This is a genomic window from Ligilactobacillus salitolerans (assembly GCF_003864415.1).
GTDB lineage: Bacteria > Bacillota > Bacilli > Lactobacillales > Lactobacillaceae > Ligilactobacillus > Ligilactobacillus salitolerans.
In genome coordinates, this window is the sequence record NZ_BFFP01000018.1 from 34,870 (window position 1) to 45,218 (window position 10,349).

Sequence of the window (10,349 nt, forward strand, 5' to 3'; positions counted from 1 at the left end):
AGGTCCAAATGGAAAGTACGGTCATCATTTGCACTCACCTCCCCCATGAAGTCTTGCCTGTTGCAAAGTCAGCCGTAAATTAAACATTGAAAATTAGCATCAATTTAATTAGCTTTATTATTTATGTAAATTTAATAGGCCCGATATTTGAAAAGCCTATTAAACAAAAATCGCCAGTGTGTTTAACTCCACCGACGATTATGATATCTATTATTAATTCAAGCCAAAAGAGCCGGCATCTTGCTGATCTCTTTGGGCAACTGTATCAGCGTACTTATTCAACTGAGAGTGAATACTTTGCAGCAATTGTTCCATTTGCTTAACATTGCCAGATAATTGCTGGTACTGTTCGAGGTAAGCGTTGAAAGCTTGACCTTTCCATTCTGTGGAAATTTCTGAGTTCATCGAGTTCACCTTGCGGATCGCATCTTCGATCTGTTCTGCTGCTTGTTGGTAAACTTGAGCCTGTGATTTGAGCTGTTCTGGTGTAACTGAAATTACTCCTGCCATATTTCTTCTCCTCCTAATATAAGTACGTCCATTAATTAGTTATTTAAAATATAAATCTAAAACTCATATAAATAGGTTACCGCTAGTTTTTTTTCAAAATCAATTGATTTGGCCGACAAATTTTAAATATTTCTAAAAAGTATCAAATTTTTGCAAAAGCCCGTAATACTATGTTTGTTTATCTCTACCGATGATTTGTGCTTATACTTAACTGTTAGTTTTTTTTATAGTTCCAGAAGATTCGTGAAAGGAGCTCTAAAAAATTACCGACGAAGCGTGCAAAAAAAACATTCGGAGCTAATATTTATATGATTAAATATATAATAGAAGTAAAAGACATCTTACTGGAAATGCCCAGCCTACCCTACTCTTTTGCGGTAAAGTACGCTATGATAAAAAGCGATTACTTTTACAGTTTAAGAAAGAGTGAATTAACTTCAATGAATAATATTCTGAACTATCAGCATTTGCTCAACATCGTGCTCTGCGGGATCTTAATTGCTATTGTCCTTTTCGGGACCTTACCATTGTTCATTTTAACGGCAGTCTTTATTGCCCTGTTTTTGAGTGTCAAGGTTTCAGTTTTGGTCCAATATAACTTACGTCTCAAAGTAGTACTTGTGGTTGCATACATATTCGCGATGATCGTGCAGATCGTCTTTTACGCCACGGCGGTTTTCCCGGCCAACGGCACCGACCACCTGTATTTGCGGATCATCGCGGCACTTTTCTTGCCCTTGCCTTTTTTGCTGGAACAAATCGTAGTCCAGAACAAAAACTCTTCATTCTACCTGCCCTCAGTGGAGGACATCACGACCTTCACATTTGCCGAGCTGCAGAAAAACCAAGAGCGACTACGCCATTCCATGGCTAGCTTCAGTCGGATCCGCACCGTCTTTTCACCCAATAATATGCAGGAAATTTTTGGCGACTTGAATCGGCACAGTTCCTTTCGCTACATTAATGATGGCAGTTTAGCAGAAGACTATTTCCACACGGCGGCTGAATCGCTGGACGACCCTTACATCTATATTATTATTTCAAATACTGGCAGTGCCGCCAGCGAACTGATCAGTCTCTTTACCCAAAAACAGTTCAATCACGCTTCTTTAAGTTTTGACCAGGATTTGAAAACGATCGTCAGTTATAACGGGGGCGAGCGCGTTTATCCACCGGGATTGAACCAGGAAATGCTGGAGGCTTTTCACAAAAAGGCTGATGCCTCTGTGCTGATCTATCGGCTAGCTGTAACCAGAAAACAAAAGGAAAAGATGCTCACTACGATCCGGGAGATCAATGAAACCGGCAGTGCCTATAATATTTTAGGCTTGCTGACCAAGCATTCATTGCGGCGCAACATTATGTTTTGCTCGCAATTTGTGTACTCGATGCTGCAGATTGCCGGGGCCAACTATTTTGAAAAACAGCCCGGCATGGTTCAGCCGACAGATTTTATTGAATTAGACTACCATCGCCAGCTGGAGTATGTTTCAGAGATCAAGTTCTAAACTGCTTTCTTAAAGTTCATTCCAAAATTAGCTGGGAAACTTCTTTGATTGATTTATTTCTATGTCCAGTTCATCTGGAGGTTACTTCTGCCGATGTATCTCCACATCCGGTTCATCTTCTGGATACCACTCTGTCCGACTAGTATCCACGGCTTCCTTTCCTGGATACTACTTTGCCCGACTTGTATCCACGACTTCCTCTCCTGGATACTACTTCGTCTGACTTGTATCCACGACTTCCTTTCCTGGATACTACTTCGCCTAACTTGTATCCACGGCTTCCTTTCCTGGATACTACTTTGACCAACTTGTATCCACGACTTCCTCTCCTGGATACTACTTTGCCTGACTTGTATCCACGACCTCCTTTCCTGGATACTACTCTGCCTGACTTGTATCCACATCTCGAACACAAAGCAAAGCAACCCCTATCAAAAAAAGACCCGCGATGCATAAGCACATCACGGGTCTTTCTATATTGGCACTCGTCTTCTGAGTGCCGGATAAAACTTTTAGAGTTTTTCTTTCTTAACCACGTTCAACTTGTCATCCAAGTCGTAAACAACTGGTTGGCCTGTAGCCATTTCCAAACCAACGATATCTTCGTCAGAAATGCCTTCAAGGTACTTGGTCAATGCGCGCAATGAGTTACCATGAGCTGCGATGATAACGTTCTTGCCTGCCAACAGATCTGGAGCAATATGGTCTTCCCAGAATGGCATTACACGTTCCAAAGTAACTTTCAAGTTTTCGCCGCCTGGAACAACGTGTGGATCCAAGTTAGCGTAACGACGTTCTTTAGCAGCTGAACCTTCGTCGTCGGCTTTCAACAATGGTGGCAATACGTCATATGAACGACGCCATGTATGCACTTGATCTGCACCGAACTTATCGGCAGCTTCTTGTTTGTTTTGGCCTTGCAATGCACCGTAATGACGTTCGTTCAAACGCCATGTCTTGGTTTCAGGGATCCATAATTGGCCGCTTTCTTCCAAGGCAATGTGCAAGGTCTTGATTGCACGAGTTAAAACAGAAGTATAAGCTTGGTCGAATTCGATCCCAGCTTCTTTCAGCTTGCGACCGGCTTCTGTAGCTTCTTTTACCCCTTGTTCACTCAGGTTAACGTCAACCCAACCTGTAAAAAGGTTCTTTAAGTTCCATTCACTTTGTCCGTGACGGATAAATACTAATTTAGGCATATTTAGTACAGACCTCTTTCTTTATTTTTTTATCTTACAGTTCCATTTTACACTGAATTCTGCAAAAATAACAGTGTTTTGTGAAACCTTAAGCTTGATTTTCCTGGAGTGTTTTCACTAAGGATGAAACTGCCGCCTGCAGGTTTTCAGGTGTCGTGGCCAAGTTGACTCTGAGGTGCCCAGCACCGCTTTTGCCAAACATTGACCCGAAATCGACCGCCAATTTAGCTTCGTCTTGGACGAGATGTTTCAGATCTTTTTCTTGCACGACTGCTGACAAATCAACCCAAGCAAGGTACGTTCCCTGCAGCTCCGTGACTTTAATTGCTGGAAAAGCTGCCTGCAAGTGCTCTTGCAAATATTTGTAGTTATCCGCCACCACTGCTAACAACCCAGACAGCCACTCTGCACCAGTTCGATAAGCTGCTTCTCCCGCCACGAAACCTAGGATATTGCCAGCCGGCGCGCTTAACTTTTCCTGCTGCTGGTCATAGCGATCGCGTAATTGCGGGTTCGGGATCACGACATGGCTTAACAGCAAGCCTGCCATATTGAAAGTTTTGGAAGGCGAATCGACCATGACCATGTTGTCGCGGTACAAGCCGTCTTTGAGCGATAACGCTGAAGTAAAGTGCGCTCCCTCTAACAGCAGGTCATGGTGGATCTCATCACTGATCACGATGACCTGTTCTTGCCGGCAAAGCTCCAGTAAGTCAGTCAATTCCTGCTCGGACCAGACACGGCCGACCGGATTGTGCGGGTTGCACAACATCAAGACTTTGACTTCCTTATTACTGAATTTTTCAGCAATGTCGGTCAGATCCATCTGGTATCCATTGTCTGCTTCGACCAGTTCACTGACGACTACCTGGCGCCCATTATTTTCGATCACATGTCGAAATGGGTGATAGACCGGTTCCATGATCATGACCGAGTCGCCTGGCTGAGTCAAAAACTGCAGCAATGTGCTCAGCGACTGCACGACGCCGGTCCCGAACCGGAGCCACTCACGGTGCAACTCGATGCCGTAACGCTCCTTTTGCCAGGCAAAATATGCGTCATAATAAGCCGTGGGTGTCAGGGAATAGCCGAAAGCTCCGTGGGCGATCCGCTTTTGTAATGCAGCTATTGCCGCTTCAGGTAATTTAAATTCCGTGTCGGCGACCCAGAGCGGGAAGAGTTCCGCGCTGCCAAATTCGCCAGCCATGCCATCCCACTTAACAGAATTAGTATTCTTACGATCAACTGCGTATTTTGCCAAAAACTCATCTTTATTCACTAGCTTGCCGCTCCTTTTTCTTGGTAATTTTGTTAGTTTTCTTTTCTGAGACAGATGTGACCCCTAAAACTTCGAGCATAAAGATAAAGATCGGGATCCCAACGATCAAGCCCCAAGTTCCAAAGATATGCTCCGACATAAACAAGACCACAAAGGTGTAGAAAATCGGCAGATTCGTCTTATTGGACATGAACTTGGGATTCAAAACATAAGATTCAAGCGCGTGGATCAAAAGCAGCATCAGCAGGATGTAAGCCACATCCTTTAAACCCCCGTCTGTATAAGCGATCAAGGACATCGGGACCGCGGAAATGATCACGCCGGCAACGGGGATCATGCTTAAGATAAAGATCATGACCACCAGACTGTCGATCTGCGGCAGTTTCATCAACATCAAGCCGATCGAAGTTAAGACTGTATTGACGATCGCGATCAAAAACTGCGCTTCCAAAACTACACCAAATGTATTCACGAAAATTTTAGCAAAATAACGGATGTCTTGAAAGAACCACGCATAGGGTCCGGTGAGGAAATTTTTGGAAAAAGAGAGCATCCGGTCCTTTTCAATGGAGAAAAAGAAGCTCAGCAGCAAGGCCATCAGAAACGAGATTCCAAATGAACCTAACGTCGTCAGCGACTGCAAGATCAGGGTCGCCCCGCTCTTGATCTGGCGGGTAATATCGTATTTGCTGAAAAATCCGCTGAGATATTCAACGACCTCATTGGTGCCTTTAGGGGGATGCTGGTAAAAAGCAACGACCGACTTGACCAGTTCTTCAAACTGGGCAAAGATCCGGGGCGCGTAACTTGTCACGGCAAAATAGATCAAAAACAAGATCACGACGTAAACTACGATTACGATCAGTTTGCTGGGGACCTTAATTTTATCCTGAATAAAATTGATCAGGCGCATGACCATAAAAGTAAAAATAAAGGTCAGCAGGATCGTGTTCATTAAGCCGCGAAAGGCAAATAAAACCCCAATTATAATTGCCAAAACCACAAAACGTCGTAAACGGACGTTATTTATAAATTTGTCCCAAAGTGTCATCAATGTTCTCCTCTCAGTGGTGCTTCAAACACTGGTTATTTTACCTTAATTCTTAGTCTGCTGTACAGAATGATGACAACAGCAGGTTTTTATTTGATCTCCAGCAGCTGGGCTGGTTCATCCAAAAGATAGGTCGGCTTTTGAGCTTTCAAGGCCTCCAAATCAAAAGCACCCCAACCCGCGCCGGCTGTCTTGACTCCGGCCGCGTGCCCCATTTGCAAGTCAAAAATCGCGTCGCCGACCATGACTGCTTGTTCCTTATTCAGCCGGTATTTTTCAACCAACTGTAAGATCCCATCGGGCGCCGGTTTAAAGTTCTCGACCAGATCCGAGCCGACCAGGTCGGTAAAATATTGGCCGATCCCCAGATTGTCCAGGTTGCGCGCCAAAGGTCCGGAAGATTTGCTGGAAACAACATAGAGCTTGTGCCCGTTATTTTTCAAGCCCTCCAAAGCCGCCTGGATCCCTGGAAACAGCCGGGTATTGGCTCCTTCGATCTCTGAATAATAGGCGCGAAACTCCGCGTACATCTGCTGCAGAAAAATATCCTGACTATCAAGGCCGGCCCAGACCGGAAACGAAGTCTCGATCGGCAAGCCCATATCAGAGAAGATCATCTCGCGGCTGGGAACAGGTTTATGCGCGTCGGCAAAAACTTTTTGCACGGCCATGATCGAGGTTTCGCCCGAATCAGCCAGAGTATTATCAAAGTCAAACAAGAAAGTTTCCATTGTTATTTCCATCCTTCATTCATTTTAGATAATTCAATTCTAACATTTTACTTGCTGAATTCCTTGCTTATTTGAAATCAATTCTGGCTTGCAGTCTTTTTAAAAAATCTCCTGCCTGCTCGTCAGCTGTTTCCTGCCTAAAACGAGCTGTCGTTTTGACTGGACTAACTAAAACAAAGACTTGGACAAAACGAAAAATATGATCTAGTTGCTGGAAGAGCTGGCTCAAAGTCAAGCAGACATTGAGCCAGTTTGCTGCAGTCTGGTTAAAAGCGGGATGGCATTGATCCAAACTATCTCTGTTTGGCTCAAAATCGGGTTGACATTAATCCAGACTATCTCTGTCTGGTTCAAAGTCGGGCTGACATTGATCCAGACTCTCTCTGTTTGGTTCAAAGTCGGGCTGACATTGATCCAGACTCTCTCTGTTTGGATTAATGTCCATCAAAGTTTGAGCCATTTAGAAACAATCTGGGACGCGCGTTAAAGGTCATCCTAGCTCATTTTTAATGAGATCAAAGCTACTATAAAAGGTTTGAATTTTTTGTTGCTGCAGCAAAAAGCACCGCGCTTGAAACCAAACGCGATGCTGTGGGGACATATTTTATTTTTGCGTAAATTCATAGGTAATGTGGTAAGTCTTTTTCTCATTTTTCTTCAACACAATATCACCGAAGTTTTCATTATTGATGGCATCCGGTAACTGTTGTGCTTCCAAGGCGACGCCTTCACAAGGGATCGCGTCTTCACCGTGATCACGGCTGAACTTAACTCCATCAGCGACCTCGGGCATTGTATACATTACTAAACCTGTTCCTTCGCTCTTGATCGTGATCTGCCGTCCACTTTCATTGTCACGCAAGACGACGATCGGTTCGGTCGCCATGCCAGGGCCGTTGACTACAAAGGCATCATCAAAGCCTTGATTTTCATCGATTGCTTGCTGTAAAGACTTAAATTTGCGAAAATCATACGGAGTATCATCGACTTGCAGCACGCGGCCAGTCGGGATCAATTCATCATCTAACTGCAGATACTCATGACTGTTGATCTGCAGCGAGTGGGTCGTCAAATCGTGGCGATCACTCAAGTTAAAGTAAGCATGGCAGGTTGGATTGAAGAGCGTTTCTTCTTCTCCGTTCAAAGCACTGTAAGAGATCGTAACCCGATTCTTATTGTCGAGCGTATAGATGACCGTGGCTAAAAAGTTGCCTGGGAAACCATCACGTTCCTCTTTAATATGTTTCTGGAAGATCACGCTGACGCTGTTTTCCGTGCGCGAAGTCGTATAGCCCCAGTTTAGGAAACGGAAGCCGCCGTCTCCGCCATGCAATGTATTACCGTTTTCGTTGGTTGGCAGCTGGTATTGCTTGCCGTTCAAGGTAAACTGCCCGTTTTTGATCCGGCCGGCAACACGACCGATCGATTGACAACAGCACAGTGAATTTGCATAGTATTCACTCGGCTGATCAAAATTCAGCAAAACATTATGTTTCTTGCCGTCTTCACCTGGCACCAAAAACTCATTCCAAGTAGCACCCATCGTCAAACAGGAAATCTCCGCCCCATTATCATTGACCAGATTGATTTTTGTCACAACATGTCCTTCGTAATTTTCTACAACACTGCGAAATATGTCCATTAGACTTCCTCTTCTTTCTGTCTCATGATCTTCTCTAAACCATCTTCATTTTAACGCAATTCCGACATGATTTAAAGCGGTTACATCAATCTAAATTGTTTTATTTTATTGTCAAAAATTGGTATAGTTTCTTATTAATAATCATTTTATTTACTTTGATTCACTGAAATATACTTAAATCAAATCTATCCCCATGAAATCAACGTTCGATTTTAAGGATTAATGATTATTTAACTATTTCAAGAAATAAAAAACTTGCTTTTAATCCAAAACTGGGTTATGGTATATAGCATAAACGAGATAGGAAATTGCATTGGAGGAATTAAATATGAATAATACTGTTGTAGAAAAAACCGAAGCACGGAAACAAAAAAGTAAAGAATGGACTATTTCCAACGATTCAGGTCACTTCTTGCGCGTGATCTTTTCCCTGGATCTAGAAAATAACATGAAGAATGTCCGTAACTTTTCTTTCAACCGCTTCGAATCAGAACAGTTGAATAATCTTTCTCCACTTGTTCCTGATTTGAAGGAAGACTTCGAATTGACGCTTGATGAAGGAGTCATCGGCAATGCTTTCTTACCGTTGGATGCTAAATCAGCACAACCACTCTTCAAGAAGATCGACTAATTTTTACTATTAGAAAACACCATGCCTTCCTTTACGGCGGCATGGTGTTTTTTGCGTGCTGACAAAAAGGCAGGACGGTCACCCGCCCTGCCCATCAAACAATGATTTGTTAGTCGCTGTTATTTTAGCATAGCCCTGCTAAATCTTTCAACGAATCCCCTTTTTCTCACAAATACCTACTTTTGCTTGGCAATATCAACGAGCGCGTCCTTGATCTCATCCAGGTCAGATCTGATCCCCGTCAACAGCTCAGTCGGATCCGTCACCGCCGGGCGATACTTTGTTTCACCAAGCACGACAGTTTTTTTCTTATCTGGACGTTCCAGAACACGTTCTCTTGTTTTAACAGCCGCTCTGAGACCTGAAGCTACAAAGCCCGAAGCTGCCGCCCCAGCAACAAAAGCCGCCTGATTTAAATGATTCTGTACACTACGTTTCACAATGCCCACCCCACTTTTATTTTGCTTTTATCATAAGCTACTAGCGGCTGGGGCGCAAGGAAACCGCCCGCTGCTTCTCAGACTCTTTGCGTGCTTGGCCGCAATAAGACTTCGTTGATTGCGACATTGTCCGGCTGGTCGATCGCGTAAGCCACGGCATTAGCGACATCGACCGGCGAAATGCCCTCTTCTTTTTCACTCTTCTCAATTTGAGCACGCGTTTTCTCATTGCTGATCGTGCTGTAAAGCTCAGTATTGACCACACCTGGCGAGATCATGGTCGTTTTGACGTGATTGTCAACTTGTTCTTGCCGCAAACCATCCATAATAGCCTGGATCGCGTATTTCGTCCCGGCATAAACCGCTGTCCCCGGATGAACGACATGTCCGGCCACTGAATCGGTGGTAATGATCTGCCCGCCTTGCTGTGCAATCATCAGCGGTAAGACTGCCGCGATACCGTAGAGCACGCCTTTGATATTGACATCGATCATTTTCTCCCACTCGTCGACTTTCAGCTCAGCCAGCTCAGAAATCGGCATCAGCCCGGCGTTGTTGTACAAAACATCCACGCGGCCAAAATGCTGTTGAGCCAGATCAACTAAGTTTTTGACACTTTGGCGATCGGTCACATCAGTTGTCTGATAGAGAACTTGTCCTTTTTCAAATTCAGCCGCAATCTCTTTGAGCCGGTCCGCTCGTCTGGCACCGATCACGACTTTAGCACCTGCTTTGGCCAAAACCTCGGCGGTCGCTTTACCGATCCCGCTTGAAGCACCTGTGATGACAACAACTTTATTCTTAATACTCATCCATGATCTCCTCCTCATTTTCGTAAACTTTTGACTATGCCTACACTAAACCATCGAGCCCCTTATTTTCAAATTTTTGGATTTTAACCCTTAAAAATGACTCAAGCATTAGCCAGTTAGGCAGGAAGCTTTCTTGGACTTTACTTTCTAAAACTTAGGTCCAAAAGCTGCTTTCTTGGACTTTACTTTCTAATACTTAGGTCCAAGAGCTGCTTTTGGTATGCTACCAACATGGATTTCCAGTTAAAATAAACGAAAACATCTTAACGTTAGGAAGGTGTTAGCAATGCGAAACTATCGGGTAGACATTCCAATTGAAGTAAGAATTAGAGCGGCAGAAGCAGTCATTAAGAATCATGAAAGTCCTTACCGAATTAGTAAAAAATTGGGAATCTCAAAAAACAGTGTGCAAGGTTGGGTGCGAGCTTATCAAGCGGCTGGTGGTCCTCAAGGACTAGAAGAATCAAGACGCCAGAAAAAATACACAATTGAAACTAAACAGAAAGCTGTTGAAGCTTATCTCTCAGGAAACTTTTCTCTAAATGA

General features: G+C 43.9%; 12 protein-coding genes. 4 read left to right on the forward strand and 8 right to left on the reverse strand.

The features are described from left to right. Nucleotides 1–213 precede the first annotated feature (213 nt). Nucleotides 214–510, reverse strand: coding sequence for a WXG100 family type VII secretion target (locus tag LFYK43_RS06300; RefSeq protein ID WP_124976538.1), 297 nt, complete (start codon nucleotides 508–510; stop codon nucleotides 214–216). Between the two features lie 440 nt (nucleotides 511–950). Here LFYK43_RS06300 and LFYK43_RS06305 point away from each other — a divergent pair, with 440 nt between their 5' ends. Beyond that, entirely contained in the window at nucleotides 951–2,018 is a 1,068-nt protein-coding gene (locus LFYK43_RS06305) for a hypothetical protein (RefSeq protein WP_124976540.1), read from the forward strand. A 512-nt stretch (nucleotides 2,019–2,530) separates the two neighbouring features. On the opposite strand, the gene LFYK43_RS06310 is transcribed toward LFYK43_RS06305, so the two are convergent. From LFYK43_RS06310 to LFYK43_RS06325, 4 genes are all read right to left on the reverse strand, one after another. Beyond that, nucleotides 2,531–3,217 carry a 2,3-diphosphoglycerate-dependent phosphoglycerate mutase gene (locus LFYK43_RS06310; RefSeq protein ID WP_124976542.1) on the reverse strand — a complete coding sequence of 229 codons (687 nt, stop codon included), beginning with the start codon at nucleotides 3,215–3,217 and terminating at the stop codon, nucleotides 2,531–2,533. 88 nt (nucleotides 3,218–3,305) lie between these two features. Further along, the gene (locus LFYK43_RS06315) at nucleotides 3,306–4,496 is read right to left on the reverse strand and encodes a MalY/PatB family protein (protein ID WP_124976544.1); all 1,191 of its coding nucleotides are present in this window, start codon (nucleotides 4,494–4,496) and stop codon (nucleotides 3,306–3,308) included. Further along, nucleotides 4,489–5,547 (reverse strand): AI-2E family transporter, encoded by a 1,059-nt coding sequence (locus LFYK43_RS06320; RefSeq protein WP_124976546.1) that lies wholly within the window; start codon nucleotides 5,545–5,547, stop codon nucleotides 4,489–4,491. Before LFYK43_RS06320 ends, LFYK43_RS06315 begins: the two co-directional genes overlap by 8 nt. 89 nt (nucleotides 5,548–5,636) lie before the next feature. After that, entirely contained in the window at nucleotides 5,637–6,290 is a 654-nt protein-coding gene (locus LFYK43_RS06325) for an HAD family hydrolase (protein WP_229717983.1), read from the reverse strand. Nucleotides 6,291–6,486: 196 nt separating this feature from the next. Between LFYK43_RS06325 and LFYK43_RS06330 the strand changes: the two genes are divergently transcribed. Then, a complete protein-coding gene (locus LFYK43_RS06330; RefSeq protein ID WP_124976550.1) occupies nucleotides 6,487–6,765 on the forward strand; it encodes a hypothetical protein in 279 nt (92 codons plus the stop codon). A gap of 117 nt (nucleotides 6,766–6,882) precedes the next feature. On the opposite strand, the gene LFYK43_RS06335 is transcribed toward LFYK43_RS06330, so the two are convergent. Next, nucleotides 6,883–7,920: an aldose epimerase family protein gene (locus tag LFYK43_RS06335; protein ID WP_124976552.1), complete on the reverse strand. Its 1,038-nt coding sequence runs from the start codon at nucleotides 7,918–7,920 to the stop codon at nucleotides 6,883–6,885. A gap of 328 nt (nucleotides 7,921–8,248) precedes the next feature. Here LFYK43_RS06335 and LFYK43_RS06340 point away from each other — a divergent pair, with 328 nt between their 5' ends. Next, nucleotides 8,249–8,551: a hypothetical protein gene (locus LFYK43_RS06340; protein WP_124976554.1), complete on the forward strand. Its 303-nt coding sequence runs from the start codon at nucleotides 8,249–8,251 to the stop codon at nucleotides 8,549–8,551. 176 nt (nucleotides 8,552–8,727) lie between these two features. On the opposite strand, the gene LFYK43_RS06345 is transcribed toward LFYK43_RS06340, so the two are convergent. Together LFYK43_RS06345 and LFYK43_RS06350 are read right to left on the reverse strand one after the other, a co-directional pair. Beyond that, complete coding sequence (locus LFYK43_RS06345) at nucleotides 8,728–8,991, reverse strand: hypothetical protein (RefSeq protein WP_124976556.1); 264 nt, start codon at nucleotides 8,989–8,991, stop codon at nucleotides 8,728–8,730. A gap of 77 nt (nucleotides 8,992–9,068) precedes the next feature. Beyond that, on the reverse strand, nucleotides 9,069–9,803 hold the full coding sequence (locus LFYK43_RS06350) for an SDR family oxidoreductase (RefSeq protein WP_124976558.1): 735 nt from the start codon (nucleotides 9,801–9,803) through the stop codon (nucleotides 9,069–9,071). A 286-nt stretch (nucleotides 9,804–10,089) separates the two neighbouring features. On the opposite strand from LFYK43_RS06350, the gene LFYK43_RS06355 reads away from it, so the two are divergent. Then, the coding region (locus LFYK43_RS06355) for a helix-turn-helix domain-containing protein (protein ID WP_148095607.1) at nucleotides 10,090–10,349 on the forward strand (260 nt) is incomplete at its 3' end.

What these genes read in the sequence shown, in the direction of transcription:
- LFYK43_RS06340 (WP_124976554.1), top strand. Translation starts at nt 8,249, where the DNA reads ATGAATAATACTGTTGTAGAAAAAACCGAAGCACGGAAACAAAAAAGT.
- LFYK43_RS06320 (WP_124976546.1), bottom strand. Translation starts at nt 5,547, where the DNA reads ATGACACTTTGGGACAAATTTATAAATAACGTCCGTTTACGACGTTTT.
- LFYK43_RS06300 (WP_124976538.1), bottom strand. Translation starts at nt 510, where the DNA reads ATGGCAGGAGTAATTTCAGTTACACCAGAACAGCTCAAATCACAGGCT.
- LFYK43_RS06335 (WP_124976552.1), bottom strand. Translation starts at nt 7,920, where the DNA reads ATGGACATATTTCGCAGTGTTGTAGAAAATTACGAAGGACATGTTGTG.
- LFYK43_RS06310 (WP_124976542.1), bottom strand. Translation starts at nt 3,217, where the DNA reads ATGCCTAAATTAGTATTTATCCGTCACGGACAAAGTGAATGGAACTTA.
- LFYK43_RS06350 (WP_124976558.1), bottom strand. Translation starts at nt 9,803, where the DNA reads ATGAGTATTAAGAATAAAGTTGTTGTCATCACAGGTGCTTCAAGCGGG.
- LFYK43_RS06325 (WP_229717983.1), bottom strand. Translation starts at nt 6,290, where the DNA reads ATGGAAATAACAATGGAAACTTTCTTGTTTGACTTTGATAATACTCTG.
- LFYK43_RS06305 (WP_124976540.1), top strand. Translation starts at nt 951, where the DNA reads ATGAATAATATTCTGAACTATCAGCATTTGCTCAACATCGTGCTCTGC.